A 26,434-nucleotide genomic window follows, 5' to 3' on the forward strand; every position below is an offset into this window, starting at 1 on the left:
CCCAACCAAACTGGTCAGCCTCGGGCAAGGACATCGTCGCTTTCCAGGATGAATAAGCAACGCCCAACTCGCTAGCTCGAACGCACTACATTGCCGCGACCCGCGCGTTCGGAGTCGATGCCTGAGGGCGTCGGCAAACGATCGTTTTGCGACACCTCATTTGAGATTGGATTCTGCGACCACCGACCTTCAGCAGTTCATGGCACGGAATCTTCGCCCTTCTCTGGCACGTTGAGGTAGGTCGATTCGGCCGCGCGGGTGCGGGTGGCGGTCGGTGTCTCGCCGGTGTGCCTGCGGTAGATGCGCCGGAAGGCGGCCGGATCGGCGTAACCGACCGCGCTCGCGATCACGTCGACGGGTTTGCGTGTGGTCGTGAGTAGGGTGGCCGCCTGCCCGACCCGGAGGCGATGCACGTACTCCGTGGGTGAGACGCCGAGACGGTCGCGGATGCGACGGGTCAGGGTGCGCGGAGAAACCGCTGCCACCCTGGCCAATTCGTCGAGAGATAGTTGCCGATGCAGATTGGCGTGCACGTGCTGTTGCACCGCGCGCAGCGCCGGGTCGGTGGCCCGTAGATGCTCGAGCACCATGTAGCGCGACTGCGACATGCGGGCGTCGAGCACCAGGTAGTGGGCCACCTGCTCGGCCAGTGCACCGCCGCCGAGGCGGGCGACCAGCGTCAGCAGCAGATCTGTGTGGGCGAAAGCCGCACCGGCGGTGAGTATTTCGCCGCTGTCGACCACCATGCGATCGGCGTGCACGGTGACATCCGGGAAGCGGCGGGCGAACAGGGGCGCCAGCCACCAGGTAGTGGTGGCGGCCCGGCCCGCCAGCAGCCCCGAGGCCGCTAGCACGAAAACGGCCGAGCAGGACGCGGCTACCGTAGCGTCGGACTCGGCGGCGCGCCGGATGATTTCGACGGCCCGCATGGTCTGGGGGCTCATCAGCAGTTCGTCGACCCGCGCTTCGCTGAACGCGGACGGCCCTGGCAGCACCAGAATGTCGCCAGGTTCGAACTCCGCTGAGCCGAGTTGGGTTTCGGCATCGACGCTGATCAGTCGCCCGCCGCTGGATCGGACCGGCAGCCCGTCGAGTGATGCGACGCGCTGCCGCAGCCGCCCGCCCGCTGTGTCACCGGCGATCCCAGCCGCCGTGTCGACGATGTCGATGCCGAGGCCGAGCGCACCCTCGAGCACACCGTCGAGCGCGAGGTGGGTAATCATGTGGCGAGATTAGACCGAAAAGTGGCGATCTCGCCAGTGGCGGTGTGCTGACGTGCTGCGGCAGGGTTTCAGGTGTGCAGCAATCTCCCCCACAGGATTCTCTCGACGACAACCTCGCCGATTTCGCACCCCGGTCGATCACGCTCAACGGAGTAACCCGCACGGTGTACGTCAGCGGCATCGGACCGGCGGTCATCGTCATGGCGGAAATGCCCGGCATCAGCCCCGATGTGGCCCGCTTCGCCCGCTGGGTGCGCGACGCCGGTCTCACCGTCTACCTGCCGTCACTGTTCGGCCGCGACGGTGCCTATCCGGAGGCCGAGGCCGGTGTGGAGGTCTTCAAACGAGCCTGTGTCAGCGCGGAATTCCGGGCCTTCGGCGCGGGCAAGTCCAGCCCGATCGCGGTGTGGCTGCGTGCGCTCGCAGCCCTGGCTCATCGCGAATGCGGCGGTCTCGGCGTCGGCGCGCTGGGTATGTGCTTCACCGGCAATTTCGCGCTCACCATGATGCTCGAGCCCGCGATGCTGGCGCCGGTACTGTGCCAGCCGTCGCTACCACTGGATGAGCCCGGCGGACTGGAGATTTCGCCCGGTGAGCTCGCCGCCGTGCGGGAGCGGCTCGATCGCGATGATCTCGTGGTGCGCGCCTATCGCTTCGAGGGTGACCGCTTCTGCACCGAGCAGCGTTTCGCCGCCTACGCCGAGGCACTGGGCCCGCGCTTCGAGCCGCGGGTGCTGCCCACCGAGGCAGCCAATCCCACTCCGCCGCCGTTCTTCTCGCAGATCGTCGGCTGCCCGCACAGTGTGGTCACCGCGCACCTGGTCGACGCCGCGGGGGAGCCGACCGCCGCAGCCCGTGACGAGATCATCGCCTTTCTCGTGGCCCGGCTGACTGCGGGCGTTCCGCAGCAGTGACATAGCGTCTACCGAGCGGGTACTCCTGAGGGATTAGATCGCAGGCCACAAACCGCCGACGGGCCGCGATATCGAACAGCGTCAGTTCCCGCGACAGGTGCTAAGCCGCCAGGACGCGGTAATCGCAGCTCCGGCAATACCATCCGGGCTCACCGGCCACCTGCGCCGCGTGCAGCATCTCCCGTACTCGGGGCACAGCGGCGGCCGATCCACATCCCACCGGTCGATCGCATCGACCAGCGCCGCCCCGAATCCGGCGACCGTGAGCAGCTCGACGGAGCGGTCGAAGATCCGGATCTCAACCCATTGATCGCGGGTTCGAGCCGCCCGCCTCGCAAACCGTTATCTACCAGCTGAAATGCGTTCGCGAACCCCTGCTATGCGCTTCCGGTGGTGCCGGTCGTCGCAGGGCGGTCAACCTCGCATGGTCGCAGGGGAACCTTTCCGTTTGCCGCGGATGCTATCCCGCTCTCCGCGGATTCGGCTCAATTCGCGGGAGCCACACGGAGTTTGGGGTCGGCGCCGGGGGAGTGGATCGGGGTGAGTACGGTGTCCGGGTACACGACTTTCGTACTGGTCCAACGGAAGTCGAGTTCGTCATCGGTGGGGAACCACCACGTCGCAGCCCGCACGGGGTTCCCGCCACGAAGAAACAGGTAGTAGGCCGTCGTCGGCTTGTCGTCGTTGTACGGGCCGGGCAAGTTCTGCCAGCACATTCCGGGGGTATTAGCGAGTTCGTTCAGCTTGTCGGCTTTCATGCCCGGCGTAACGACCACCATGGTGTCCCACTCGTCCTGGAGACCGGCGGCTCGGGTGATCTCCACCATCTTGACCGGCACCTCACCCGAAGCCGCATGCCTCGCGGCGGTCAGAAGCGTGAAACCGCCACTCGGCGATGATGCGCCCGACCGCACGTCGAACGAAGCACGACAGTCGCTGCCCGTCGCCTCCCGATTACCAGCGGACCCGTCCGACCCACATCCGGCAGCCAGCAGCACCGATACCAAACCGGCGGCAAGGGCCAAGTCCGCGACTTTCATCAGATGATCACTTGCTCCCGGGTAGCGGAATACCAACGCCAGCTGGCGATCCGGTCATCGCCTCGGTCACCCGATTGCTCCAGGTGATCTGCGGGGCGGGCAGCTGACTGCCATCGGCATTCGAAGTCTGAATGACTACTGCCTTGCCATCTTTGATCTGCTGTCCGACCAGCGCGGCCAATTCCTCCGGAGTGGCTTTGGGGTTGGCCGCCCCGATCGCACGCCCGATTTCATTGTTGTAGAGGTCCATTGCTTCACGTTGCGGTGTATTGCCGCCGGTCTTTTCGTGGGCCGTGGCGTAGGTTTGCGCCCAGTCCTCACCGAATTGTTGCGACATGAGAGCGTTCCAGTACATGTGCCGATAGGCATCACCTTGACCATCGGCCACCGAGTCCGGATACTCCGCCAAGGCGGCGTTCCTGGCCAGGTCGGGGAGGGTGAAGGCTTTTGCGACCGCGTCGACGCCCTGGTTCTGCAGCAGATTCTCCATGGCCGAGATCTCTTCGGAGGTCATCAGCGAAGGGCTCACGTTTATGCCGTGATCCTCGAGGATGTCGGCTGGCCACCCGACCGGCCAGAGTCTCGGCAGCCCGGTGGAGACAGCGGTTTGATAGTCCTCGAGGATTTTCGCGAGCTGCGGATCGTCCGGCTTGACGACGAGACCCTGCTTCACCCGGTCGGACCAGCTTCTCGATTTCCTTGATGTAGATCTCCGCGCCTTCCTGATCCGCTCTTTGCACGAGCGTGAAGGCCGCCGAGATGAAGTTGTCCAGACGCCGAGTGACGATTTCCTTCGCAACTACCGCGACATCACCGAACGGGACGTAATCGCGGTAGGTTTCGGCGTTCGATGTGCGGGACTTGACGTGGCCGTCCTCGGTGACGAACAGATCCCATCTCGACTCTTCGGCTTCGGCTTTGCGGGTTCGGATCGTCGAAATATTGGTTTCCAGGGTCGAGACCAGGGAGCTGAGCTTCGACGCCATCTGTTCGATGACGTCCGAGGTCTGAACTGTGTCGGTGCGATCCTCCTGGCCGCGTCGTCGTGCCGCGTCACCGGCCGAACTGTCGAAGTAGTCGCCGGACTGCTCTATAGCATTTCCCGCCGCGGTGGCCTCGGTCTCGATGAACTTATAGGTCTCGTTCATCATGTCGACGACCTGACCGAGATAGCGCAGATCCCAGCCGAGCACCTTGGATATGGTCAGCGAATTGTCATCCGCCATCGCTAGCCCCCCAGCTGCTTGAGCTGGGCAGCCCAGTCGGCATCTGTCTGCTCATAGACACCTGCGGCAGTCTCCACGCTGTCGCAAAAGCTGCTCAGGCGGCGATTGTGGTATGCCAGCACGGTGTCCATCGCCTTCAGTGATTCCTCGACCTTGACGGCGAGGTTCGAACCCGCCACCCGTTCCCGGGCCAGATCACGGCTCACCTTCGCGATCGGCGTCTTCGTCGTGATCCTGCCCGCGTTCATGCGTACGGACGTGGCGAGTGCGCGCATCTTCACGGGGTCGACGTTCACCTGGACTCCTCGAACAGTTGCACGGCTGCGGCTTCGGCGTTGCCGAGTGCGGCACGGTGACGGTCGATAATGAGATTGGCCAGGTGCTGAGGGCCATTGTCCATCGCATAGTCGGCGATGTAGAGGTCGATGATCCGACCACCTGCATCCGTCTCGATGCTCACGCTGCCGTCTCTGGAACGCGCGGAGCCACGCACCGCCGCGAGTCGCTCATTGATCCGCTGGATCTCGAGAATTCGCTCGTCGCTATTCATCGCTGTTCCCCCGTCGAGTGGCGCTCCCCGAGAGCCTACCTAGACCGGGCTTCGGCTACTGCCTGGGGCCGGGTTCTTCGCGCGGTTGCGGCAAGGGCCATACGGCACTCCGTATTTCATCAACTGGCAACGGACAGATGCTTTGTTGCTGGTGGGTACGGCCTGGAGGCAGGTGCAGGGCAACACCTGGCGGTCTCCTCCAGACCGTGCGGTTCTCTGCTGCGCTGTCGGCTTTCAACGCGGCAGGGTGCTCATCGGGTGTTGTGCTGGGGAGGAATTCGTCGGCGAGGCCGGCCACCTGGTGCGGCGCCCGGCCGGGCGCCGCGGACCAGATGGCCGCTGGATCGATCGCTGCCAACCCGACGGGCGATCGATCGGGGAACGCACGACCGGCGATCGGTGGGTAGACCACCGATCGCCGGTCGTGCTTATGGATGTGTCATCGCGACAGCGAGGTGCGCAGATCGGTGATGGTGGCGCGGCGCTGGTAGGCGATCCAGGCGAAGATCGCGGCGAGTACCAGTGGGAAGATCCCCATCGAGGGCTTGTCGGCGATGAAAGCCTGCGTCGCTGCGGCGAGCACGGTGAGAACGGACAGACCCGCGGCAGCCAGGGCACTGAGCCGTGGCACCATCAGACCGATACCGCCGGCGACTTCCGCAACTCCGATGAAGATGAGCAGCCCGAGGGGGATGGTCAGATTCTCGGGGGCGTTGTCCATCAAGGCGTTGGGCATCACGAGCTTCGGCCCGCCGGAAGCGATGATGAAGAACAGGCCGAGCAGGATCTGCAGCGTCCACAGGACGCGGTTGCCGATCTTGCCGGGGCGGTCGTTGACGTCGTTGGAGAAGTCGGCGGTGGGGTTGGCGGTGGTCATTTCTGGTCCTTCTGGTCGGTCGCGCCGGGTTGGTGGCGCGTTCAACAGATAGGACGGAGCACCGTCGGAGGAATCATCGCTGTCCGCGAAGATTTTCGGAACCGCTGCTGAACCACCAGTTTGGGTTGTACTGGCTCGGGGCCGCGTTATCTGCGGTACTGGCTCAGCGCCGGATTCCGTAGAGCTGCACATTGTCCGGCGAGATCTCGGCCCATGAGGTCACCGGATGTCACCGGCGTCACGTGGCTCGAATCCCAGCACCAGCACCGATCCACTCCCTTCCGCACCCTGCTGACCTAGCTCCCTGGAAATGAGACTCTGGCCTGCTGCACCTCGGGGTTGCGTCACCAATCCGGCAGAAACCGACCGCGACAATCTGCACATACCTGACGTACCGCAGCTCATCGGCGAGACCACACACCAGATCAACTGGCAACGGACAGATGCTTTGTTGCTGGTGGGCACGGCCTGGAGGCAGGTGCAGGGCAACACCTGGCGGTCTCCTCCAGACCGTGCGGTTCCCCGCTGCGCTGTCGGTTTTCAGCGCGGCAGGGTGCTCATCAGGTGTTGTGCTGGGGTGGAATTCGTCGGCGGGGTCGGCGGCGTGGTCGTCGTTGTTCGGGGTAGTCGGCTTCGTCGGTCGTTTCTGGTGAGGGTGTGCCGGCCGGGCGGGGGAGCCGCTTCGTTGGTTTGCTGGTTTGGTCTATTGCGGCGGTGATGTCGGAGGCGGTGAGGAACCACGTCCGGCCTGCCTTGTGTCCCGGTAGGTTCCCTGTTCTGAGCTGAATGAGGTACCAGCGTCGTGATTTGCCGAGAGCTCGCGCGCCTACTTCGACTGGGTATGTGGGCTCGTGTGGGGGTGATACCTCGTGACCGACTTCGGTGGATGGTTCACGTGGACGACTATCCATCTGCGACAACCTGATTGGGTGCCGGGTGAGACCGTCGCAGGTGTGAGGTCGAAGGCGGTCTCTCGGTGTCGGCGAGCGATAGGGGAGGCGCTGCAGCGGATTCTGAGGGATAGGAATCTGGCCAGACGCGGGTCAGTGACCTTTGCGTCCGGAAAACGCTTGTTTGCATTGAGTTGTGACCTCGTTACAGGCCGATCCGCGCGTCTTCCCCTATAGCAATGAAAGCGTGTTGGACGCGGATTCGCCAGTCCGAGTGCGGCGGTTGGTTCAGATATGTGCGGTATTGCCTTTACGCGTCACGTCTTTGGCTGCGCGACAGGGTGTTTCGTCTTTCGGCGATTACTCCCGGGACCCCGGATCGGCAGGTTTTCGTTCGCGGTGGCCTGCTCGGCTTCTTCGAGTGCGCGGTGAGGGAGGCGACGGAGGGGTGTTTGCCCGTGTTCTTCCCGGTCTTGATGGTGAGCTTGTTCGCGATGTCGGAGACGGGGACGCCTTTGTCTTTCAGGGCGAGGGCGAAGGTGAGTATGTCGTCGTCGATAACCTTGGGGCGTCCTCCGTGGTTGCCCTTTGAGGTGGCGATGACCTGGCCTTCGAGGGTCTTTTCCCGGATGTAGTTGCGCTCGATCTGCCCGAAACACCGGACATCCTCACCGTCCACGAACTCAAACGCCCGGCCGGCAACGCCGCCGAGCTGATGGCGCTGTCCGCAGAACTCCAAACCGGCGGCATCCAACTCGAACTTCTCACCGGCATCTACGACCCCAACGGCATGGGCACGATGTTCTTCGCGGTCCTCGCCGTCGCCGGGCACGCACACTGCGCTTTTCGTCATTGCAGATCTGGAGGCATGCGCCACGCTCGGATTCTCTGCCGCGCAAAGCAACTGGGTCCGTGGTATCGGGTGGACATGCAATACCGGAGGTCAGGAGGGAACCGACTCCTCGCGGCGCGTAGTGATGGCCTGGTGCAGGGCGAGGAAGAACAGCACGAATCCGATCGTCAGCAGGATGTGACCGCCGCCGGCCAGGTGTGACAGCGGCTTGTATTCGTCGTATCCGAGGACGGTCCGGCTGCCGATGATGGTCATGCACGACACTACCCAGAGGACACCGGTGTTGTAGACGGCGAAGAACCAGCGGTAGGCGCGGGTGCTCGACAGGGTGAGTTGTTGTTCGAGCGCCACGACGATCAGAAAGAACAGTGTTCCCAGCGCCAGCAGGTGAGTGTGGACCACGGCGAGTTCGGTCTTGCCGGTGAACTGGTGGGCCTTGGTGAGTTCGCGGTAGAACAGGCCCGACGGCAGTCCCAGTGCGGTATAGGCGACGGCGGCCCAGTAGAGCTGTTTCATCGATTCCTCGTTCGTGAAATATGTTGCGGTCGTTCGGGCGTGCAGACGTCAGGCGCGCTGCGCGGCGGGCGCGCCGGCGGCCTCCTGGGTCTTGCTGGTCTCGCGGAGGATCAGCAGGCCCGTGACCGCGATCAGCGCCGAGGTCAGGCCGTGGACGCCGAACGCGGTGGCCGTGGAGCCGTGGTGGGCCAGGACGTTGACCATGTCGCCGAGCGGGGCGACGGCCGTCATCAGCAGGACCCAGCCCAGGGCGCGGCGCTGGCCGGTCACCAGCAGGATGCCCGTGCCCAGGCCCATCGCGAGTTCGCGGCAGCCTTTCACGATGAGGAAGCCACCGCCGTCGCCAGAGGGCCAGGTCGGCAGGCCGAAGCCCGGGGCCGACGCAGCGGGGGTCAGGACGAAGGACAACGCGAGGTAGAAGGTGAACCCGACGACGGCGGTGGCCAGGACGGTGTTGAGGTTCTTGCGCGACATGGTTCTTCTCCTTGATGTTCAGGCAGATCGGGGCAGGGGTTCAGCCGCGGACACGGCAGATGGGGCGGGCGTAGCGGGGCCCGATGACGTGCCAGATGACGCGGACCGAGGCCGCGGACGCCGCTAACGGGGATGGCGCTCGGCAGGGTTCGCGTCTTCCGGGACGCCGCCCGACCCGTTGAACGCCGGTTCGGTCCCCGGTGAACTGTTGTCCGGCAAGGCATCCGGCCCCGAGGAATACATGCCCGGCCGACTGCTGTCTCGTACGAGTCGGCCGGGGCGCTGAGATTCCGGATCAGCGATCGGCGGTCACAGCACGTCGCCGGGTGCTATGTCGAGGGCAAGACGGTAGATCATCGGTCGTGCGGTGAGATCGAGATCGTCCTGGATTCGCTGACTCAGCTGGCGCCATCGTGGAGTGTCGAGGGCGCTACGCAGGGCGGTGCCGCTGTCCCAGTCGCCGACGTTGACGAAGACCGCCTCGGCGGCCTCGCCGACCGCCTGGAGCATCCGGGATCGGCGGAAGCCGGGCGCGGACGCCATGTACTGGGCATTGTCCCGCCAGCGCTGCAGGAACAGGTCCCGCTGTGCCGCGGGTACGGCCATTGTGTTGATCACTGTGACCGGGGCATCGGTGTCAGGGACGGTCGGGTTGTTAGGAGCTGTCATATTGTCACCTTAAATGACAGTATTATTAAGTGTCAATCCAGTTATATGGCAGTCATGTTGGGTTGCTAATGTGATGTCATGGTGAACCGGCCGCTGGACTCGCGTGGGGTATTTCTGTTGTCGCAGATCGGCCATCACGTCGCGTACCGGTTCACCGAGCAGCTGGCGCGATTGGATCTGGATCCGGCCCACTTCGCGGTCCTGGGCCACCTGGCAGCCGCGGATGGCCGCAGCCAGCAAGAACTCGCGGATCTGCTACGGGTTCACCGCAACGCGATGGTCGGACTGGTCGACGAGCTACAGGAGCGCGCACTGGTGACCCGGCGCCCGCATCCGGACGACCGTCGCGCACACGCGGTCCACCTCACCGATCACGCGCGCGAAATACTCGAGGCGGTCCAATCCGAGGCCGATGCACTGGAATCGGAAATTCTCGCACCCCTCGACGACAGCGAGCGAACCCTGCTCCTCCCGCTCCTTCATCGCATCGCCGCACACGCGGACCTCCCCGCCGGAATCCACCCCGGCCTGCAACGACGGCGCCGCGCCCGCCGAGAACCACGGTGAATTCAGCCTGCTGAGCACCCCTCGAGCGCGGTTCGAAACGACCACAGCTGGGATGTCAGGCAGACCGTGACGTCAGATATCAGAACAGTGTGTCGCGCATGCGTGGGTCGCACGGCGTTGGCGAGACTCGGCGGACCGTGGTGCGCTGAGCTGCGCCTGGGCGGTCTCGCGCAATTCGTATCGTTCGCTGTCCCGGTTCAGCTCGATTAGGGGACAGTGCTGTCGCCTGCTCGACAACCTCGATGTGGCTCAGGTCATTTCGCGTGAGTGGTCGTGGTCGGTCATTGATGCTTTTGGTGGAGTGAGCGATTCGTTGCGGTTTTCGATTCGTTCCGCCGCTGTGTTGCATCCGCTGGCGTGATGTCGTGGTTCGTCTCTGTCGGATTGGGGTCTGCGGACCGCGGCCGGGCTATTTGTCGTTGTTCCAGCTGTGCCAGAACGATCTGGTGCTGCTGGCGATGACGGCTTTCAGAGCGCTGGGGCGTAGGTCTGTGGTGTCGATCTGGTCTATTGGGAGCCAGTCGAATTCGAGGTGGTCTTCTTGGCTGATCGGTGTGCCGTCGAGTTCTGTTTCGAAGATGAGATTGAGTTCGTGGTGTGCGTTGCCACGATCGGTGTACCCGTGCTCGATTACACCGACGAAGCCGGTGATCCTGCCTGCGGTTCCGAGTTCTTCGGCGAGTTCGCGGATAAGTGCGGATTCGACGGGTTCGCCGGGTTCGACATGTCCGCCGGGGAGGAAGGTCCACGTTTTGCCGCGTTCGCGTGCCACGAGGAGCTGGCCGCTATCGCGGATGATCGCGCGGGCAATGATTTCGGTGGCGGCGCTCATCGGTGGCTCTTCGTGTCGCAGGTTGTTTTTATTAGAACCGGAACCGCACGATGCGGGTGGACCGTTTCATGCCCGGCAGCAGGTTCAAGAGGCGGTACATGCGGCGTATGTTCGCGGGTGCCTTGGCCATCAGCACTGGTGAGTCGTTCATCGGCGCTTCGTCGACGTATTCGAGCAGCGGGTGCCAATTGGCCAGCGCGGCTGGATCGTTGAAGCCGCATCGGAACTGGGTGTCGTATTTGCGCAGGATGGGGTCCCATTTCGAGGTGCGCCAGGCCCAGACCGGCACCGTGTCGAACTGTATTTGGCCGGTGGGGAAGGCGTCGACGACGCTGGTCAGCAGCTGCCGGAGGTCGGTCTCGGTCAGGTAGGGCACCAGTCCCTCGGCGATCATCAGCGCGGGTCGGTCGCGGGGGATACGGTCCAGCCAGGTCAGGTCGGTGACGCTGGAGCCGATCAGGGTGTAGTGCTCGCGTGGTGGCAGGAATTGTTGTCGCAGTTCGATGATGGTGGGGTAGTCCAGGTCGTACCAGTCGACGGCGGCGGGTGGGTCGATCCGGTATACGCGGGCGTCGAGGCCGCAGCCCAGGTGCAGCACCACTGCGTCGGGGTGATCGGCGAGGAAGCTTCGGGCCCAGTCGTCGTGGGCCTTGGCGCGTACCACGGCGGCGAGGCCCATCTGGCTGGTGCCGAATCTGCGGTTGTCGTAGTCGGGGTCGAGGCGGCGCATCGTCTGCTCGGCGTATTTGTCGCCGAGGATTGGGTCTAGCAACCGGTTGTCGAGTGCTTTGGCCCTGAGGACGGGGTTGACCGTCTTCTGCACTCCGACGAGTCCGGTGTCTTTCACGCCAGCGACAGTACTCATATTGTCGGCGCCGCCTATTGAGGCGACGCCCGGCCGCCACCGCCCGATGCCGGATCGTTTCTACGGGTGTTCGCTGGTGTGGACGAGCCGACGACTGTATTGATGCTGTGCCCAGCGGTCAGGGGACGTCTACGAGGATGGCCCCAACACGGGCCCCGGCCGATCAGCACCCGTCGCTCGCTCCCGTTTACTCGGCGCCGAGTGTTGACCGCAGGCTGCCTATTGTCTGGTGCGACAAGCCTGATTGGCCGAGATCCGATCGGCCAACGCACAGTTATGCCCTCGAACCCGGCAGGTTCTTCAGTCGCGGGGTCTTCGCGGCATCTATCTGCGGGCTACCCGGTGCCGAGGCAGAGGTGCTATTCGGCGGCTGCCTTGTGCGCGAGGTGTGCCAGCTGTTGCCAGGCGGGTGAGGTGATCCCGACCGAGTCGTTGACCAGGCGAATCAGTGCGGGGTCCAGCTCCGGGGTGGTCCGGCCTGCCCTGGTGCGCCGGTCTGCCAGCCACCGCTGGGTGCGGTCGGCCAGGTCCGGCAGGCGCGGGTCGTCGGTCGGCCAGTCGAACGCTGCGTCGTAGTCGAGGTATATGGCCTGGAATTGCGGATTGCCGATGGAGTCGAGCTTGTCGGTGATCCAGTCCGAGGCCTGCTCGGGGGCGACCGATTGCAGCAGGATCCAGATGTCGCGTTCCATCTGGACCGCACGCTCGCTGACGCCGAGTTGCCGTAGGCGGTGCAGGTATTCGGCGACGTCGGTGGACACGAACAGGCCGTCGCCGCGGCCGAGTTCGGCGATCTGCTCACGGGTGCGGCGGATCTCTCGGGCGCGTTCGGCGAGCTGGTGGTCGATCTCGCTGATCGCCGCGGTGAACTCGCCGGTGCTCGCGGCGAGCAGTTGTTTGACTCGCGCCAGGGGGACGCCTGCCCGTGCCAGTGTCTTGATCTTGACCAGTTGGACGGCGTCTTCGGCGCGGTAGCGGCGGTAGCCGGAGGAGTCTCGCTCGGGCTCGGGGAGCAGGCCGCGGTCGTGGTAGACGCGCACGGCTTTGGTCGTCACGCCCGCATACCGCGCGAGCTGTCCGATGGTGATCATGCGCGTTTCCTTTCACCAATGCACCGGTCGCCTGCGGCTGGTTTCACGCCCGGGCGAACAGCCGGCCGGCGAGATCGATCCCGGTGACGACGCCGTCCTGGTCACGGGTGAAGAACCCGCGCTGTCCGACCAGGCCTCCGTCGGTGACGATGTAGTCGCCGGTGTCGCCGGGCAGCAGGCCGAGGGTAGCCGGTGGCAGGTCGGGCGGCAGTTCGGTATCGGTGGCGGCGCGGGACTCCGGTTTGATGGCGCAGGCGATCGTCAGTCCTGTCCCGTCGCTGTCGAGGGTGAGCCGCATCATCTCGTTCTCGTAGTGCCCGACGATCTCTGCTGCCCGCGCCTGGTCGTAGGGCAGCGGTTCGGGGTCGCGTTCGACCACCCCGAGGTAGTGTTCCAGCGCCCAGGTGACCACGGCTCGGTTGAATGCGAGTCCGGCGTCGGGGCCGGCATTGGACACCACGGTGACAGCGAAATCGTGCTCGGGCACCAGGAGCAGGTCGGCGAACTGGCCGTTGCCCGATCCGCCGTGCCCGATGGTCGCGACACCGTCGATGTCGCGCAGGAACCAGCAGATCCCGAACGCATCCCCCAAGGTGGTCCCGCGCAGTTCCACGGTCTGGTTGCGCATCCGATGCAGCTCTTCGGTGGGCAGCAGGTGCTCACCGGACTCGGTGCGGCCGTCACCGAGATGGAACCTCGCCCACCGCAGCAGATCACTCACCGAGGTCGCCACACCGCCGCCGGGGTTGTTGGAGCGGTTGTCCTTCCACTGCCGGGCCACCGTGAACTTGCCGTCGGCGTCGGCGTTGTGGCCGACCGCGAACCGCCGAGTCATCACATCGTTGACCGCGTAGCAGCTGTGTGCCAGCCCGATCGGCTCGAACAACAGCGAGGAGACGGCTTGCTCGAAGGTAAGCCCGGTGACGTTCTCGACGATGCGTCCGGCCAGGTTGAACCCCGCCTGACTGTAGGACGCTCGACCTCCCGGCTCCGCGATCAGCGGCGTGGCCGCGAGCTCGGCCGCGTGCCGCGCCAGCGCATCGTCGCCTTCGCCGGGATCGACGCCGAGCTTCCATTCCAGCCCAGCCGTGTGGTTGAGCAGCTGCAACACGGTGATTTCATCCGCAGTGGCGAATTCCGGAACATAGCGGCGTACAGGCGCATCCAACTCCACCCGGCCGTGGGCGACCAGCCGCATCAACGCGGTCGCGGTGAACGTCTTACTCACCGACCCCACCACGAACATCGTGTCCGCATCGACCGGCAGCGGGTTGACGATGCTCGTCACCCCATGGCAGGCGAAGCCTTCGCGCCCGTCGGCCAACACCCCCACGGCGACACCCGGCACACCCAGCTGCTCTGCCGCACCGGAAACGAATTCGATCAGTTGCTGCTGTGTTTTCTCGTTCATGCCACGATGCTCGAGCCTTGCCCTTGGGGCAAGGTCAAGTCCTTGACCCGGACGCCTCGGGTCGCGTCCCCACTCGGTCCGGGCCCCGATCCCACGGCGCACCGACCCGATCAGCGCAATCAACCATTGAGCTGCGATGACGGCGTCGGCGCAACCGGCGCAGAGGGGTACTGCTGCACCTGCGCCGTCGCGCACTGGCTATATCTGGAACGAGTGAGCGCCCATAGTCGATGACCGCGCACGCAGAAGGGTAGCGCCGTCTCGGGATCGGTGTACCGCGGCCCGGCGCCGTGACAGGGCTCGAAAACCACAGAGATCTCTCGCAAGTCATGGGAGCGAGGCCCGCCCCGGCCCAGTAGCGTCCAGGGCGGACGAAGGAGATCGAACATGACTGGTGGGCGCAACGGATTCCTGCTGCTCGGTGGTGCGGCGTCGGTCGGGGCGGGTGCGTTGCACCTGTTCGCCGCGGGACTGCATACCGAGCATGCCACTCTCGCCCGGCTGATGGTCGTGCTCGCGGCAGCACAATGCGCGGCCGGGCTGCTGGCGTCGGTGAGCACGCGAAAGGCCATGCCGGTCACGGTGATCGGGGTGAACCTCGTCGCGATGGTGATCTGGGGGTACACCCGGTTCGCGGGGCTGCCATGGCCCGATGGCCTCGATGCGGCGGAGGCGCCGCAGTTCCTCGACAGCACGTGCGCGGCGCTGGGGCTGCTCGCGATCGCCGGTGCAACCGTCGCCCTGGCGCGCCCCAGGGCGACACTGCCCACGGCACCGACCGCGACCGCCGCGGGTCTGGCCGGTGCCCTCGCCGTCGCGGCGATGCTCGGCGGCGCCGGACACGTGCACAGCCACGACGCCGGCGCCCATACCGATGCCGGTGGCGACCACACCGACCATGGGACCGGCACCGCATGGCCGCGGCCGTGGGATCCGGCGACCCCGGTCGATGTGTCCGGCGTGCCGGGCGTGACCGCCGCGCAGGAGCGGCGCGCGACCGCCCTGATTCGCAGTACCCTCGACCAGCTGCCTGCGTTCGCCGACGTCAGTTCCATCGGCGCACTGGGCTTTCGCTCCATCGGTGACTCGGCCACCGGTTACGAGCATTACATCAACACCGGCTACATCCGCGACGACCGATTCCTCGACGCCACCCACCCAGAGTCCCTGGTTTACCGGGTCGACGGCGCCGATCGGACCCTGGTCTCGGCGATGTACATCGCCAAGGGCAAGAAGATCGACGACACCGAGCTGGTGGACTACGGCGGGCCCCTGATGCAGTGGCACGTCCACGACAACCTCTGCTGGAAGAGCGGCGCCGACGGTCCTCAGGTCGCCGGTGTCACCGACGCCCAGGGCGCCTGCCCGCCCAACTCGATCAACCCCGGCGCGGGGAATCCGATGGTCCATGTCTGGATCACGGCCAATCGGTGCGGACCGTTCGCGGCCCTGGAAGGCCACGGCGCGGGGCAGGCAGCCACCACTGTGGACGGCCGCTGCACCGACACCTGCTCCCACGATCACACCGGCGGGCACCGCTAAGTGGCCCCTCGCCCTGGCGTGAACTCGTATGCAGCCCGTTCCTCCCGAAAAGGCCAGCGCTGCTGCGGAACTCACTAGATCAACGAGTGACAAGCTGTCGGCGTCGCCTGCAGCGGGAGCACCACGGAACTCGCCAGAGGTTGGACTGCGACGCGACACCAGGCACCGGCACTCCCCACGCTGACGCCGAACGCACCCTCATGCCGATTACCGCGTGTCAACCGGCTACCCGAAATGGGTTGGCTGGCATCGTTTCCCGATGCGCATTCTGTCGATCTGTGAGCGGCGAGGTCGGATTCGGCCTAACCTCGGCACGGCGCGCATCAACAGCCCGAGCATCCAGCCCGGCCATCACTAAACTCAGTCGCGGTGCTGCCAACACGGCGTACCCAGCCAAACCGATTATCGAACACATGTTCGAGTATGAGGTAGGCTGGTTGAGGTGAACACACATTCGACTGCAGTGGCACCGGATGCTCCGGCACGGAGATGGTCGGAACTGGCCGATGTCGACTTGCTGCGCACCCTCGTCGAAACCGAACGCCGCCGGCGTCGACTGGGTGCGGCTATGGTCGCGGCCGTCGCCGAGGCCGAGCGCCGCGGTCTCGCCGCCGACACCGGCTACCGGGACACAGCGGAGCTATTGAGTGATCTGCTGCGGATCAGTGCCTCCGAGGCTCGTCGGCGAATCGAATACACCGCTCCGCAAGCCCGCTCGCGTTCCAGAAAGGCGTGGAGGGCACTGACGGCGGCAAGTTGAGGCCGAGCCTGGGTGCGGGACGGTGGATCTAACGGTGTTTCCGGCCCGATTCGTTGAACCCGGTTCAGCTGGGACGGGGGCGGCCGGCCGCCGCAGCCGATGAGGTAGCGGTTTCTGTTCGAGCTCGAGGCGCGGCTCGAACTGCCGCTGGACGGCCAAAGGTCAACGCGGCGAGTCATCTCAGCCAACGTGCGTGCACTGAGCGTACGAGACATCGGTTTCGCGGCCTCGTCGCGGAGCAGTCCCGACCGAGTGGGTGCGGGTTTGGTGATCTTCGTCGAGCCGAGGGTCAGGGCTGTTTCGTCTGCGGGGTGTAGGCGGGGAGGGCGGCGAGGCTGAGGCGGACGGCTTCGGTGCCGTAGTCGAGCATTTGGCGTTCGTAGTTGTCGACTGCGTCGAGGAGGGTGGGGGCCTGGGTGAGGGTGCGGCGGAGGAGGTCGGCGTCGCGCAGGGCGGTGTTGGCGCCGTTGCCGCCGGTCGGTGATGTGGCGTGGATGGCGTCGCCGAGCAGGGTGACTGGACCGGGGGTCCAGCGTTGGCCGGGTTCGACTACTCGGATGGAGAGCAGGGTGCTGTTGTCGGGGTTGGACTGTTCGATCAGTGCGCGCAGGTCTGGGTGCCAGCCGGGCATTCTGGACAGCACGGCCTCCTGCGGGGTTTCGGTGCCGAGCGAGCCGTTCGGGGGCAGGATCATGGCCCAGCGCACGTAGTCGTGGATGTCGGGCAGGGTCACTTCGGGGGCCAGCGCTTCGGCGGCTTCCTTCGGTGGGGTGCGGAAACGCATCGCGCCGAGCAGGAGACTCACTCCGTCTCCGGCGATCTTCGAGCCGAAGGCTCGGGACAGGCTGGTGAACTGCTCGGTCAGCGGAGTGCGGCCGATGACGAACCGGACGCCGGTGTCGGTCGGGGTGGTCTGCGGGGACAGGACTGATCGGACGGCGGAGTTGACGCCGTCGGCGCCGACGAGCAGGTTCGCAGTGGCCGGGTCTCGATCGGCGAACCGGGCTTCGACCTGGCCGTCGGCCAGCAGGTCGTAGCCGGTCAGTGCGGCGCCGGTGTGCACGGTCAGGCCGGTGAGCAGCAGGTGGCGCAGCATGTCGCGGTCGACCACGATGGCGTTGCGGCCGGGTTCGAGCTGACCGATCTGGTTGAGCTGCGGGTCCAGGATCAGGCGCTCGCCGTAGGCGTCGCCGACGACGGCGTCCAGCAGCGGGTGCCAGCGCCGCGGCAGGCAGCCGCGCAGCGCGTCGAAGCCCACCGGGTTCAGCACAAGCCGGTAGCCCTGGAACCGTGCGGTGGTCGCCGGATCCCGCTCGAACACCTGGGTTTCGATCCCGGCTCCGCGCAGGCCCTGTGCCAGGCACAGGCCGCCGAGACCGGCTCCGATAACGGAAACTCGCATCACGCACCTCCGTACGAACTAAGTTCTATATTTACGAACATTGTTCTACTTGGCGAACTAAGTTCGTGTCAAGCTATAGTGGCTGGCATGCCCGCAGCTCCCCGCCAGCGCCGAGCGGCTCGTCACGCCCGATCCGCCGACGACACCACGGCATCCTCGCCCCGCAAGGAACCCATCACGGTCACTCGGATCACCGATGCGGCACTGGAGGTCGTCGCCACCGAGGGGTACGACGCGCTGACCATCCGCCGGGTCGCCGCGGTGCTCGGCACCGGGCCTTCATCGCTGTATGCGCACATCGTCAACAAGGACGATATCGACGATCTACTGGTCGGCAGGCTCAGCGCCGAAATCGTGCTGCCCGAACCGGATCCGGCCGAATGGCGCGGTCAGCTCCTCGACGTGTTCAGCCAGATCCGCGACCAATACCTGAGATACCCCGGAATCTCGCGCGCCGCACTGGCCATGGTCCCCACCAATCTCGAGGCACTGCGAGTCCGGGAGGGATTGTTCGCGATCGCGATCGCGGGCGGAGTCGAACCCCGCACCGCCGCATGGGCATTGGACGCGATCTCCCTCTACGTCAGCGCCTACGCCCTGGAGCAATCGCTGGTCCAGCAGCGGCGCAAACACCCGGATCAGGAGTGGGTCGTCAGCCGCGAGGAGCTGGTGCGCCGGTTCACATCCCTCCCCGCCGACACCTTCCCTCAGACCCGGCGCTATGCCTCCGAGCTCACCTCCGGCACCGGACCCGACCGCTTCGCATTCACCCTCGCGCTGATCCTGGACAACCTCTGCCCGTCGGCCTGACGCGTCGGGCCGCCTATTCCTGCCAGTCCAGGGAGGATCATCGACGCCCCTGAACGCACTACTTCACCGCGACGCCGTGGGCACGCCACATCGAGTCGACCTCCGCCAAGAACAAGACGACCCGGCATCCGAACCTCGATGACCATGCCACTCATGCCCGACGCCCTTACGGCAACTAATCCCCAAGTCAATTCGCGCCAGCACCGGCCCCTCCATTATTGCGGCGCCTCGGGCAGGTTCGACACATCTCTCGGGATCGCCGATGGGCGATGGTGCGCAATGCGCTTCATTGCGCTGATTTCGGTGCGGGGCTCAGCCGCGAAACCACATCGGCCACAGGGTGGGGCCGCCATCGGGGAGCGGGAGCGCCGCACCCGTGCGGGCGAAGCCGAGGCGCTCGTAGAGCTGCGACGAGCGAACCGTACTGGCCTCCAGATAGACCGGAAGACCCTGCGCTGCTGCCTCTTTCAGCTTACTGCCGATGATGGCCGCACCCGCGCCGTGCCCGCGCCACTGCGGCACGGTGGCAATGGCGTAGAGGTAGCGGTGCGGGAACTCCCGCGGATGGTGTTCGGCGAGCAGGGCGGTGACCGCCGACATCCGGTGCAGCGGTCGCAGGTCGCTGCCCTCGGCCCTGGTCCTGGCCTGCGCCGCCTCTTCCTGGTACCGCTCGATCGAATCCACCTGCTGCCACAGCGAAACCGCGCGAATGTCGCTACCGGTGCCCGCGATCCACACTTCGTCCCGGCCGATGGTCTCCTCGATCAGAATGGGCGCATAGTCCTTTTCGAAGGCCGTCATGATCTCCGGGTGCCCGTCCGTCACCCAGGCGGAGACCGCCTCATCCCGGCTGGCTTCGGCGAAAGCGGTCGCTACCGCGGCGACTTCGGACAGCTCTGCTCGGCGCACCCACTGGCCGTCGGTCATGGCGTACCTCCTGAATTCGGAACACTGTGTGTACTGGCAAAAGTAGATGGAAAACCAGGAATTGCTATTATTTCGTCACACTTCCGGAGTGTGATGAAAAAGGGATCAGAACATGCTCTGTGCGAATTGTGGCGGCGCGATCGCCCAAGCCGCCAAGGGCCGTAGGCGGCGGTACTGTTCCCGCTCCTGTCAGGCCAGGGCGTACCGGGCTCGCCGGGCCGAACTCCCCGCCGCCCCGCGACGTCGCCCCGTGACCGAGCTCACCACGGTGGGCATTGTCCGGGGGGCGGTGGAGCTGGCCGACCGGGCGGGGATGGACGGGCTCTCCGTCCGGCGCCTCGCCACCGAGATGGGCATTGCCACCACCGGGCTCTATCGCCACTTCTCCGATCGGACCGCGCTGCTCACCGCGATGGTCGACCTGGTGCTCGCCGAAATACCCAACCCACCCGCGGAATTGACGCACTGGCGGGACCGGATCGGGTACGAGGCGCGCCAGGAATGGCAGCTGTACCACAGGCATCCATGGATGCTGCCCACGCTGGCGCGCACCCGCCCGCCGGTCGGCCCGGCCCTGCTCGACATCCTGGAACGCACTTTCGCCGCGCTGAATCAGCCCGGCGTGCCACGCGAGGCCGTGCTGTCGACCTACCTCTCGGTGTCCGGCTTGGTGCAGGGACTGGCGATGCTGCCCCTGTCGGAGGAGCGGCGAACCGAGCGCACCGTGCTGGAACCTTCGGAGGAAACCTGGCGCGCGATAACGGAATTGGTGACGCCGGACAGCTATCCGATCCTGCACGAGCTGACCGACTTCACTGGTCAGCGGAACGGGACCGGCATCAGCACTACGTCGCAACGCGCCGCCACAGCAGCGCCCGGCCCCGAATCAGCCGGGCTCGCACTCGAATTCGACGATCTCTTCGAATCCGCCCTGGCCCTGCTCCTCGATGGGATCGCGGCCCGCTTCGGCCTACCCGAACCCGCTGACGCTCGAGCGGATTCGGCCCCGGAGCCCAAACGCGGAAAGGGCGCGGTGGAGAAAATGACCTCCACCGGCACCTCGAAGTAGGCCGCGATCCGCAACGCCAGCTGCAAGCTCGGGCTACGCTCACCGCCCTGCAGGTACCCGACCGTCTGGTAGTGCACCCCGAGTGCCTCGGACAGCTCTCGCCGCGAGATGCCACGCTCGGCGCGCAGCATCGCGATGCGGTTTGTAGGTAACCTCAGTAGACACTCTGCAGCTCGATCACGCCGGGCGGTGGCAGCGAGCACGACACCGAGATCGTGTTGAGCAACGGGCTACGACTGCTGGTCAAGCACAGCGGCGTCCTGCTGGGCGATTCCCGCGGGAGACGCCTGCACTTTCCCGACGCCGTCAACCCCGAACACGGCCACGATCATCTCGACCTTTGAACACGGAAATCCAGCGCCCCGAGGTGATCACGCTGCGTCAGAACCCACAACGGTGGCAAACGACACGGGCGGGGCCGGTGTGTGGAGGTATGGCATGGAAGTATTTGTGCCGCAAGGACTATCAGATCACTGGTGGCGGTATTCGCGCCGCGCACCTGTCAAGGGAATAGGGAACTGTTGTTGTTGATCGGCGGATCTATCGTGGGCGTCATCGTCGTGCTGGTGTTGCTTGGTATCGCAGCCGCGGCTCTGGATCCACGTGGCCGCACGGAGCGGCGCGACCGGGTCGATTCCGATGTGCACGAGCATGTTCGGTGGCAGTCTCAGTGGCCGAGAACTGATCATCTGCACCGTCGATGACCCACTATGCTGTCCGGCTTCGGTTGTGCCGCTGCCAGATTCGACCGTCTGCAACGATGCCCGCGAATGCCTTGTACTCGGTGGACACGCGTGTAGGCGCAGCGTCACGCTGCGGTCTGGGCACGCCTCGCCCGCGCGGCATCAAACCAAACCCGAGTTTCGTCGCGCCCCGCTTGCCCGCAACGAGTTCCAGTTCATCCCCGACCAGCAACGTGCCTGCGGCGGCTCGACATCCGGCCCGCACCGGCTTGGGGTTCGCGAGGCGATGGTCGAGGTAGCGGCACATGCGACAGTTCGTGTCGGCGACCGAGGCGCCCATGAACATAATGCAGGCGATCCACCGCCAGGGTCACGCGACCGGTAGGTCGCGGATTCGATGAATCAGTACAGCCCTCCCGACTTCCGTCGCGGACGTTCGAGCACATTCCCCCGGCACTACGAGCAGGCAGGACCACACGCCAGCCGAACTTGTTGTAGCGCTTCATTGCTGGTCGCGTCGTGGAACGATTTCATGAGTGAAGATCAGCGAGCTACTCGGGTTCCTATAGCGCTAACGTTGCCATGGCGTGCCGTGAACAGGATGCTTCCCCGCCTCGTGCGCAGGGGCAGTAGGTGCTCGCGGCGCAGTCTCAATCCGTCAATCTCACAGAGGTATTCCCATGCCCATCGAACCAGATGAACGCCTTGGCATACGCGGGCAATCCAAGGCTGTGGTACGCGCCCTGATCACCAGCGTTGTCAGTGTGTTCGCACTGATAGTCGTCGTCGTGCTCATCTCAAAGGCGCTCGGCCTGGGTGCGGAAGAGTCGGGATCGACTGCGGCGACTACAACGAGCAGCTCAGCGCCTACCGCTGAGCAAACCACACCGGCCGCTGCGCCGGTTTCCCTGTCGGATCCGCGATGTGTGCCGGCGTCGGAAAATGTCGTCGCGCAGGTGCAGGCGGGCCTGACCATGGATGGCTACCGGCTCACCAATGCCACGGTGATCATTGACGGTCGTCTCACGTTCTTCGGCGCGACGACCGTCGACGCATCTGGACAGATGCAAGAGCGTTCGGACGTGTGGATCCTGCGCGACCACATCGTGTTCGCCTCCACCGGTGGCGCACGGATCAACTCGCAATTCCCGAAAGCCTCGTCGTCACCGCTGAGTATTTCGCCGGGAGACGAGCGGGTGCTAGCCGTGGACGGGTGTGTAGTGGATGCGACGCGCAGAAGCTGATGCACCTGTTGGGCACGACGAATCGGGAGAGCTCGCAGCGATCACGGCCCGGCCACAAGCTGAATCCCCCCGGACCAGAATTTCCCGACTCACGGCCGAGGGCAAGCTGCGGTCGCATGCTCCTGACTATCCCACCTGATGTGCTCGACGAGGTGGTGCACTGCTTCGGGCGGTCACCGACCTCGGGGATAGCGGTGCCGGATCAGATCTGTTGCGGTGCGGGTTATCCGGTCGAACGGCTCGAGGCTGCCATCGGCGCGGCAGAGCACATGTGCTCCCTGTAGCAGCGTGATCAGGGTCGTCGCCAGGTCGACGGCGGTATCGTGGTCTACACCTGCCGCGGTCAACCGTTGCGCGAGAGTCGTTGTCCACGAGTCGAAGACATCCGACGCCACATCGCGCAGCGTTCCGCTGTCCGGATCGATGGTGACAGCGGCAACCGCGCAGCCCGCACCCTCGGCCGAAGCATCGACCACCGGCCGTACGGAGGCGAGGAAGGTCTCGACCACTGTCAGCGGATCGTCGGTGGGCAACTGCGCCAGATGTCCGCACACGTCGCGGCCATTTCGTGTCGCGGCCTCAGCGACGAGCTCGGCCTTACCGCCGGGGAAATGATGGTAGATCGCGCCACGCGCCGCGCCGCTGGCATCGAGAACCTCGGTGAACGACATTCCCGCGACACCCTTTGTGCGCAGCACATCGATGGCGGCGCCGATCATCCGGTCCCGCGTATCTGCCGCCATGAGTTCCTCCGGAAGAAACGTTGACTAGTACGTCCATCCTACTGCAAACTGGCAATCGCTAGTACGTACGTACTAGCGATTGATTCGAGGAGGCCGCTATGCCCATCACCGTCACCGCGCCGACCGGAGCTCTCACCGAGTCCGGCGAGTGCGAAATTCTGCCCCGGCTCACCGCGGCCCTGCTCGAGGTCAGTGGTGGCACCGGAAATGACTTCTTCACCGGAATCGTCGGTGGGACAGTGCATCTGCTGCCACCCCACGCCATCTATGCGGGTGGGGTGAACCGGCGGATTGTCATGGTCGAGCTGAAGCTGCCCAATATCGGTCTCCCTGATCCGCAGAGCCGGGCCGCGTTCATCATGGCTGCCACCGACATCGTCGACGCGCTCACGATTCCCTCGCACAACCGTGGCGACACCTGGGTGAACATCCTCAATGCCCCCGATGGTGGCTGGGGGATCGGCGGTCGTGCATACACCGGCGACACCCTGATCGCCGCGGTCGCAGCCGCCGGGACGGCATAGGGCTGCCGACGGCACCGTGATACGGGATCTGCGGCACGGTGCCCGTGTAGCCGCGAGTGTAGCCAGACCTGCCAGTCGCGACGAGCCGCAGCAGGAGAAGGTGAGTGACCAGCGAGGAGAGGGGCTCGGCATCGTGCAACCGCTTTGCGGGACCGCGATACCCATACCGAATCCGCAAGGTAGGTCTGAACACTCGCGCCGTCGACGTGTTCGGGGAACTCTTCGGGTCGCAGCTCGGAGCGATCCGCAAGGTCCACACGGACCGGACAATATTTGGTCTGTTTCGGGATTGGTTGCGGTGAGGGGTGCGGAGTTGAGATATACGTTGCGGTTCCCGGGGCATAGGACCCTGTGGCGGGCAGATCGCGTGCCCGTGCCGAACCTGAGCGGCGTCCGCGGACCAAAGCAACTTCACTTCACACCGGATGCCGACGAGCGCACATCATTCCAGCGTCGTCGAGCCGACCCCGTCAGGCACCCTTTGTCCAAGCCCAGGCCGTCAGCCGCCATTGCGTCCCCACCTTGCCGAGCGCGACGGTGAAGGTCGAGCCGGTTTGGGTTACCTGCTTGCCCTGTAGATCGACCGTCATGGTGGCCGGAACAACGACGTAGGCATGGTCACCGGTGACGGCGACGTGTCGTGGTTCGCCGAGAGCAATGTGGTAGCCCGCCGCTCCTGTGTGCTCGCCCTCGTTGCACACGTCCTGCCACCAGTCCTCGCTGGCTGTCGGCCCCTGCCACACATGCGGCGACATTCCGTCGAGTATCTGCATCGGGTCAGCACACAGAGCCGCCATCGCCTTCGAGTCCCCGTTGTTGAAGGCATCGACGTATTCGAGTACCACAGCCATGGGCGGGTCGAGGGCGATGTCCATGCTGGGGACGGTAACCCGAGTTCCCCGCGCTGGGACGAACGCTGCCATCGTGTCGTCGTTCGTCTTCGACCCCGGCACCGAGGCTGCGTGCTCATGCGGAGTCTGGGTCTGGTGCGCGGCAAGTGTCGCTCGCACGTCCAGCGCTACTCGCCCGCTGTGCGGACAGTGGAGCGTTGGTCGTGGACTGCCGATTCGCCGACCGGATCGAGGTGCGGGACGCCGATGCTCGCCACGGCAGACAGTAGTTTTGAGTCCAAGCTGATCAAGATCGTTTTGTCCGTGGCGCAGGAGAGGTTGGTTCCTGGAACCTCACCGGGTTGGCAGTCAGGTCAGCTGAGGTCAAGCGCACGTGCCGAGCGAGGCGTCCTGCCTAACTCCGTCAAGATCTCGGCGCGCTCACGGTAGGCCGCGATGTCGGGGGCGGTGTCGGTGAACCACCCCGAAACGTGCGGCCAAGCTTTGCGTGTCCTGTCCAGGTGTAATTGGCGCAGTACAGGTTTAGATGGCACATGACTGGCACTGTCCACGTGTAGTTGGCGCGTTTGAAGTTGTCGGCAAACGGATTCAGGCAACGCTGGGTACAGGGCGAGGGACGCGTCGGCCCCGGGCCGTCGGCTGCCCACATCAGTAGCGCTCTAACGCTTCCGATCGAGGTTTGTAGAGAAGGTCCGAGCGGATTCGTCGAGCAGTCGTGTGCAAGCTCCAGTCGGCTCCCATGCGCACTTCGTCCACGAAGGACAGTGGCTGCCAGCCGCGGTACCACGAGCGCATGTCGGCGACGGTGAACTCGGCTGCTTGTGGTCGTGTGTGGTGACGCCGTGCAGTTTCTTCGAAGGCCAGGTCCCACGCGTAGAAGTGTGATCGGAACGCACGTTGTTGTAGTCGCTCGAGCATGTGTCCGTATCGGTCGGCGTCGAGGATGCCCTCGACGACTACGACCGAGCAGTGGTCTAGGCAGGCGGTGGCGATCGTCTCGATCAAGGTCACATTGAATGCGTCGGGTTCGTCGCGTTCCCGCAGGATCGTGCGGCGGATAACGTCCTGGCCGACAACGGCGCAGCTTCCCTTTGCGAAGCCGCGCTGTACTTCTCTGGCGACCGAAGACTTTCCTGCCCCCGAGTCCCCACGTAGGACAACCAGTTGCCCGCTGAGTTCACAGTGCCCGTCCACATCCTCAGTGTCTCAACGACACGAGCCGCCATCTCAACCTGGACACCACGATCCGGCAGCGTCCAATCCGAGATGGCGCACCGCACCTCACCGGATCCCGCACGCGCCGACCGAACCTGGAACGGACGGGAGGGGAATGGAGTGAAGGCAGCGCAGCGGCTGGAGAGAGTCGCTCGGCAGTCACGCCCGGCGCGATGGTTTTGGACGAAGAGGCAGATGTTGGGACGGAGCTCGACCTTGTCCTGACTGCGCGGAACCTCGCTGCGCGACCATAGGTGGTGAGTCGGCGGGTGGCGTCCCATGTAGCCGCCCAGTGGATCCAGCACGGTTCGCAGATTACGTCGGCACCACGGGGCCGGCGCGAGAGGCGGGCAATGTACCGAGAGTCTTACGTCTTACCTTCGCCTGGCGCGCCGCCCATGCAGTTTGATCCGGCCCGAGTGGTTCGAGGCGAGCTGGCTTGCGGACCAGTGCTGTTCGATGTGGTCGACGAGTTCGACAGCCATCTACCCATCCGTCGACGTTGTGGCGGAGCGTATGTCGGTGCGTCGGGTCGGACCTTGGGTGCGGTGACTGCGTCGATGGTCGGGTCTGCGGGCACGAGATCCAGGTGTATGCGCGAGAGGTTATACGCAGCCGCGACGGCTTAGTCAGTCGGTCGAAAATCGCCCGATCGCCAGGATCCGT

At 65.2% G+C, this 26,434-nt stretch carries 29 protein-coding genes and 1 pseudogene; 10 read left to right on the forward strand and 20 right to left on the reverse strand.

From position 1 onward, the window contains the following. Positions 1-197 precede the first annotated feature (197 nt). Positions 198-1,223 (reverse strand): GlxA family transcriptional regulator, encoded by a 1,026-nt coding sequence (locus tag ACZ60G_RS22785; protein ID WP_465812026.1) that lies wholly within the window; start codon positions 1,221-1,223, stop codon positions 198-200. Positions 1,224-1,297: 74 nt separating this feature from the next. Here ACZ60G_RS22785 and ACZ60G_RS22790 point away from each other — a divergent pair, with 74 nt between their 5' ends. After that, entirely contained in the window at positions 1,298-2,137 is an 840-nt protein-coding gene (locus ACZ60G_RS22790; RefSeq protein WP_465812027.1) for a dienelactone hydrolase family protein, read from the forward strand. 485 nt (positions 2,138-2,622) lie between these two features. Here ACZ60G_RS22790 and ACZ60G_RS22795 read toward each other — a convergent pair whose 3' ends face one another. Next, positions 2,623-3,177: a hypothetical protein gene (locus tag ACZ60G_RS22795; protein WP_465812028.1), complete on the reverse strand. Its 555-nt coding sequence runs from the start codon at positions 3,175-3,177 to the stop codon at positions 2,623-2,625. A 7-nt stretch (positions 3,178-3,184) separates the two neighbouring features. Beyond that, positions 3,185-3,850, reverse strand: a complete 666-nt coding sequence (locus tag ACZ60G_RS22800; RefSeq protein WP_465812029.1) for a DUF6973 domain-containing protein — start codon at positions 3,848-3,850, stop codon at positions 3,185-3,187. On the opposite strand from ACZ60G_RS22800, the gene ACZ60G_RS22805 reads away from it, so the two are divergent. Further along, on the forward strand, positions 3,828-4,409 hold the full coding sequence (locus tag ACZ60G_RS22805; protein WP_465812030.1) for a hypothetical protein: 582 nt from the start codon (positions 3,828-3,830) through the stop codon (positions 4,407-4,409). The two genes, ACZ60G_RS22800 and ACZ60G_RS22805, sit on opposite strands and share 23 nt — an antisense overlap. On the opposite strand, the gene ACZ60G_RS22810 is transcribed toward ACZ60G_RS22805, so the two are convergent. The 7 genes from ACZ60G_RS22810 to ACZ60G_RS22840 form a co-directional block, all read right to left on the reverse strand. Continuing rightward, positions 4,406-4,699, reverse strand: coding sequence for a type VII secretion target (locus ACZ60G_RS22810; RefSeq protein WP_465812031.1), 294 nt, complete (start codon positions 4,697-4,699; stop codon positions 4,406-4,408). The genes ACZ60G_RS22805 and ACZ60G_RS22810 overlap by 4 nt on opposite strands. Continuing rightward, complete coding sequence (locus ACZ60G_RS22815; RefSeq protein WP_465812032.1) at positions 4,696-4,953, reverse strand: YbaB/EbfC family nucleoid-associated protein; 258 nt, start codon at positions 4,951-4,953, stop codon at positions 4,696-4,698. The genes ACZ60G_RS22810 and ACZ60G_RS22815 overlap by 4 nt, the downstream gene beginning before the upstream one ends. Positions 4,954-5,392: 439 nt before the next feature. Then, positions 5,393-5,830, reverse strand: a complete 438-nt coding sequence (locus tag ACZ60G_RS22820) for a DoxX family protein (protein WP_465812033.1) — start codon at positions 5,828-5,830, stop codon at positions 5,393-5,395. A gap of 1,200 nt (positions 5,831-7,030) precedes the next feature. Further along, complete coding sequence (locus ACZ60G_RS22825) at positions 7,031-7,597, reverse strand: hypothetical protein (protein WP_465812034.1); 567 nt, start codon at positions 7,595-7,597, stop codon at positions 7,031-7,033. Positions 7,598-7,663: 66 nt separating this feature from the next. Next, positions 7,664-8,089 (reverse strand): DUF2871 domain-containing protein, encoded by a 426-nt coding sequence (locus ACZ60G_RS22830; protein WP_465812035.1) that lies wholly within the window; start codon positions 8,087-8,089, stop codon positions 7,664-7,666. 48 nt (positions 8,090-8,137) lie between these two features. Further along, entirely contained in the window at positions 8,138-8,563 is a 426-nt protein-coding gene (locus tag ACZ60G_RS22835) for a DUF4267 domain-containing protein (RefSeq protein WP_465812036.1), read from the reverse strand. Between the two features lie 309 nt (positions 8,564-8,872). Beyond that, positions 8,873-9,232, reverse strand: coding sequence for an antibiotic biosynthesis monooxygenase family protein (locus ACZ60G_RS22840; protein WP_465812037.1), 360 nt, complete (start codon positions 9,230-9,232; stop codon positions 8,873-8,875). Positions 9,233-9,310: 78 nt separating this feature from the next. Between ACZ60G_RS22840 and ACZ60G_RS22845 the strand changes: the two genes are divergently transcribed. Continuing rightward, entirely contained in the window at positions 9,311-9,799 is a 489-nt protein-coding gene (locus ACZ60G_RS22845) for a MarR family winged helix-turn-helix transcriptional regulator (RefSeq protein WP_465812039.1), read from the forward strand. A 409-nt stretch (positions 9,800-10,208) separates the two neighbouring features. Here ACZ60G_RS22845 and ACZ60G_RS22850 read toward each other — a convergent pair whose 3' ends face one another. From ACZ60G_RS22850 to ACZ60G_RS22865, 4 genes are all read right to left on the reverse strand, one after another. Next, complete coding sequence (locus ACZ60G_RS22850; protein WP_465812041.1) at positions 10,209-10,631, reverse strand: NUDIX domain-containing protein; 423 nt, start codon at positions 10,629-10,631, stop codon at positions 10,209-10,211. A 31-nt stretch (positions 10,632-10,662) separates the two neighbouring features. Then, complete coding sequence (locus ACZ60G_RS22855) at positions 10,663-11,496, reverse strand: class I SAM-dependent methyltransferase (protein WP_465812043.1); 834 nt, start codon at positions 11,494-11,496, stop codon at positions 10,663-10,665. 359 nt (positions 11,497-11,855) lie between these two features. Beyond that, positions 11,856-12,587, reverse strand: coding sequence for a MerR family transcriptional regulator (locus ACZ60G_RS22860; protein ID WP_465812045.1), 732 nt, complete (start codon positions 12,585-12,587; stop codon positions 11,856-11,858). 43 nt (positions 12,588-12,630) lie between these two features. After that, the gene (locus ACZ60G_RS22865) at positions 12,631-13,998 is read right to left on the reverse strand and encodes a serine hydrolase domain-containing protein (RefSeq protein WP_465812047.1); all 1,368 of its coding nucleotides are present in this window, start codon (positions 13,996-13,998) and stop codon (positions 12,631-12,633) included. A 387-nt stretch (positions 13,999-14,385) separates the two neighbouring features. Here ACZ60G_RS22865 and ACZ60G_RS22870 point away from each other — a divergent pair, with 387 nt between their 5' ends. Together ACZ60G_RS22870 and ACZ60G_RS22875 are read left to right on the forward strand one after the other, a co-directional pair. Beyond that, positions 14,386-15,540, forward strand: coding sequence for a hypothetical protein (locus ACZ60G_RS22870; RefSeq protein WP_465812049.1), 1,155 nt, complete (start codon positions 14,386-14,388; stop codon positions 15,538-15,540). 442 nt (positions 15,541-15,982) lie between these two features. After that, a complete protein-coding gene (locus ACZ60G_RS22875; RefSeq protein WP_465812050.1) occupies positions 15,983-16,300 on the forward strand; it encodes a DUF222 domain-containing protein in 318 nt (105 codons plus the stop codon). A gap of 289 nt (positions 16,301-16,589) precedes the next feature. On the opposite strand, the gene ACZ60G_RS22880 is transcribed toward ACZ60G_RS22875, so the two are convergent. After that, entirely contained in the window at positions 16,590-17,702 is a 1,113-nt protein-coding gene (locus ACZ60G_RS22880) for an FAD-dependent oxidoreductase (RefSeq protein ID WP_465812052.1), read from the reverse strand. An 87-nt stretch (positions 17,703-17,789) separates the two neighbouring features. On the opposite strand from ACZ60G_RS22880, the gene ACZ60G_RS22885 reads away from it, so the two are divergent. Beyond that, a complete protein-coding gene (locus ACZ60G_RS22885) occupies positions 17,790-18,512 on the forward strand; it encodes a TetR/AcrR family transcriptional regulator (RefSeq protein ID WP_465812054.1) in 723 nt (240 codons plus the stop codon). Between the two features lie 312 nt (positions 18,513-18,824). Here ACZ60G_RS22885 and ACZ60G_RS22890 read toward each other — a convergent pair whose 3' ends face one another. Beyond that, positions 18,825-19,439, reverse strand: coding sequence for a GNAT family N-acetyltransferase (locus tag ACZ60G_RS22890; RefSeq protein ID WP_465812056.1), 615 nt, complete (start codon positions 19,437-19,439; stop codon positions 18,825-18,827). A gap of 250 nt (positions 19,440-19,689) precedes the next feature. On the opposite strand from ACZ60G_RS22890, the gene ACZ60G_RS22895 reads away from it, so the two are divergent. Further along, on the forward strand, positions 19,690-20,508 hold the full coding sequence (locus tag ACZ60G_RS22895) for a TetR/AcrR family transcriptional regulator (RefSeq protein WP_465812058.1): 819 nt from the start codon (positions 19,690-19,692) through the stop codon (positions 20,506-20,508). Positions 20,509-20,543: 35 nt separating this feature from the next. Here the strand turns inward: ACZ60G_RS22895 and ACZ60G_RS22900 are convergent. Next, positions 20,544-20,639: pseudogene (locus ACZ60G_RS22900) on the reverse strand (transcriptional regulator); the annotation flags it as partial. An 84-nt stretch (positions 20,640-20,723) separates the two neighbouring features. Between ACZ60G_RS22900 and ACZ60G_RS22905 the strand changes: the two are divergent. Both ACZ60G_RS22905 and ACZ60G_RS22910 read left to right on the forward strand, forming a co-directional pair. After that, positions 20,724-20,852 (forward strand): hypothetical protein, encoded by a 129-nt coding sequence (locus ACZ60G_RS22905; RefSeq protein WP_465812059.1) that lies wholly within the window; start codon positions 20,724-20,726, stop codon positions 20,850-20,852. 1,019 nt (positions 20,853-21,871) lie between these two features. After that, positions 21,872-22,435, forward strand: coding sequence for a hypothetical protein (locus ACZ60G_RS22910; RefSeq protein WP_465812061.1), 564 nt, complete (start codon positions 21,872-21,874; stop codon positions 22,433-22,435). 173 nt (positions 22,436-22,608) lie between these two features. Here the strand turns inward: ACZ60G_RS22910 and ACZ60G_RS22915 are convergent, their stop codons facing one another. Continuing rightward, positions 22,609-23,178, reverse strand: coding sequence for a TetR/AcrR family transcriptional regulator (locus ACZ60G_RS22915; protein WP_465812063.1), 570 nt, complete (start codon positions 23,176-23,178; stop codon positions 22,609-22,611). Between the two features lie 98 nt (positions 23,179-23,276). Between ACZ60G_RS22915 and ACZ60G_RS22920 the strand changes: the two genes are divergently transcribed. Continuing rightward, the gene (locus ACZ60G_RS22920) at positions 23,277-23,702 is read left to right on the forward strand and encodes a hypothetical protein (protein ID WP_465812065.1); all 426 of its coding nucleotides are present in this window, start codon (positions 23,277-23,279) and stop codon (positions 23,700-23,702) included. Between the two features lie 470 nt (positions 23,703-24,172). Here the strand turns inward: ACZ60G_RS22920 and ACZ60G_RS22925 are convergent, their stop codons facing one another. Together ACZ60G_RS22925 and ACZ60G_RS22930 are read right to left on the reverse strand one after the other, a co-directional pair. After that, positions 24,173-24,577, reverse strand: coding sequence for a nuclear transport factor 2 family protein (locus ACZ60G_RS22925; RefSeq protein ID WP_465812067.1), 405 nt, complete (start codon positions 24,575-24,577; stop codon positions 24,173-24,175). Between the two features lie 624 nt (positions 24,578-25,201). Continuing rightward, positions 25,202-25,747: an AAA family ATPase gene (locus ACZ60G_RS22930; protein ID WP_465812068.1), complete on the reverse strand. Its 546-nt coding sequence runs from the start codon at positions 25,745-25,747 to the stop codon at positions 25,202-25,204. Between the last annotated feature and the right edge of the window lie 687 nt (positions 25,748-26,434).

This window comes from Nocardia sp. NPDC102475 (assembly GCF_055584605.1).

What these genes read in the sequence shown, in the direction of transcription:
- ACZ60G_RS22910 (WP_465812061.1), top strand. Translation starts at nt 21,872, where the DNA reads ATGCCCATCGAACCAGATGAACGCCTTGGCATACGCGGGCAATCCAAG.
- ACZ60G_RS22830 (WP_465812035.1), bottom strand. Translation starts at nt 8,089, where the DNA reads ATGAAACAGCTCTACTGGGCCGCCGTCGCCTATACCGCACTGGGACTG.
- ACZ60G_RS22920 (WP_465812065.1), top strand. Translation starts at nt 23,277, where the DNA reads ATGCCCATCACCGTCACCGCGCCGACCGGAGCTCTCACCGAGTCCGGC.
- ACZ60G_RS22835 (WP_465812036.1), bottom strand. Translation starts at nt 8,563, where the DNA reads ATGTCGCGCAAGAACCTCAACACCGTCCTGGCCACCGCCGTCGTCGGG.
- ACZ60G_RS22820 (WP_465812033.1), bottom strand. Translation starts at nt 5,830, where the DNA reads ATGACCACCGCCAACCCCACCGCCGACTTCTCCAACGACGTCAACGAC.
- ACZ60G_RS22850 (WP_465812041.1), bottom strand. Translation starts at nt 10,631, where the DNA reads ATGAGCGCCGCCACCGAAATCATTGCCCGCGCGATCATCCGCGATAGC.
- ACZ60G_RS22885 (WP_465812054.1), top strand. Translation starts at nt 17,790, where the DNA reads ATGCCCGCAGCTCCCCGCCAGCGCCGAGCGGCTCGTCACGCCCGATCC.
- ACZ60G_RS22925 (WP_465812067.1), bottom strand. Translation starts at nt 24,577, where the DNA reads ATGGACATCGCCCTCGACCCGCCCATGGCTGTGGTACTCGAATACGTC.
- ACZ60G_RS22860 (WP_465812045.1), bottom strand. Translation starts at nt 12,587, where the DNA reads ATGATCACCATCGGACAGCTCGCGCGGTATGCGGGCGTGACGACCAAA.
- ACZ60G_RS22785 (WP_465812026.1), bottom strand. Translation starts at nt 1,223, where the DNA reads ATGATTACCCACCTCGCGCTCGACGGTGTGCTCGAGGGTGCGCTCGGC.
- ACZ60G_RS22840 (WP_465812037.1), bottom strand. Translation starts at nt 9,232, where the DNA reads ATGACAGCTCCTAACAACCCGACCGTCCCTGACACCGATGCCCCGGTC.
- ACZ60G_RS22815 (WP_465812032.1), bottom strand. Translation starts at nt 4,953, where the DNA reads ATGAATAGCGACGAGCGAATTCTCGAGATCCAGCGGATCAATGAGCGA.
- ACZ60G_RS22880 (WP_465812052.1), bottom strand. Translation starts at nt 17,702, where the DNA reads ATGCGAGTTTCCGTTATCGGAGCCGGTCTCGGCGGCCTGTGCCTGGCA.
- ACZ60G_RS22865 (WP_465812047.1), bottom strand. Translation starts at nt 13,998, where the DNA reads ATGAACGAGAAAACACAGCAGCAACTGATCGAATTCGTTTCCGGTGCG.
- ACZ60G_RS22890 (WP_465812056.1), bottom strand. Translation starts at nt 19,439, where the DNA reads ATGACCGACGGCCAGTGGGTGCGCCGAGCAGAGCTGTCCGAAGTCGCC.
- ACZ60G_RS22795 (WP_465812028.1), bottom strand. Translation starts at nt 3,177, where the DNA reads ATGAAAGTCGCGGACTTGGCCCTTGCCGCCGGTTTGGTATCGGTGCTG.
- ACZ60G_RS22915 (WP_465812063.1), bottom strand. Translation starts at nt 23,178, where the DNA reads ATGGCGGCAGATACGCGGGACCGGATGATCGGCGCCGCCATCGATGTG.
- ACZ60G_RS22845 (WP_465812039.1), top strand. Translation starts at nt 9,311, where the DNA reads ATGGTGAACCGGCCGCTGGACTCGCGTGGGGTATTTCTGTTGTCGCAG.
- ACZ60G_RS22870 (WP_465812049.1), top strand. Translation starts at nt 14,386, where the DNA reads ATGACTGGTGGGCGCAACGGATTCCTGCTGCTCGGTGGTGCGGCGTCG.
- ACZ60G_RS22855 (WP_465812043.1), bottom strand. Translation starts at nt 11,496, where the DNA reads ATGAGTACTGTCGCTGGCGTGAAAGACACCGGACTCGTCGGAGTGCAG.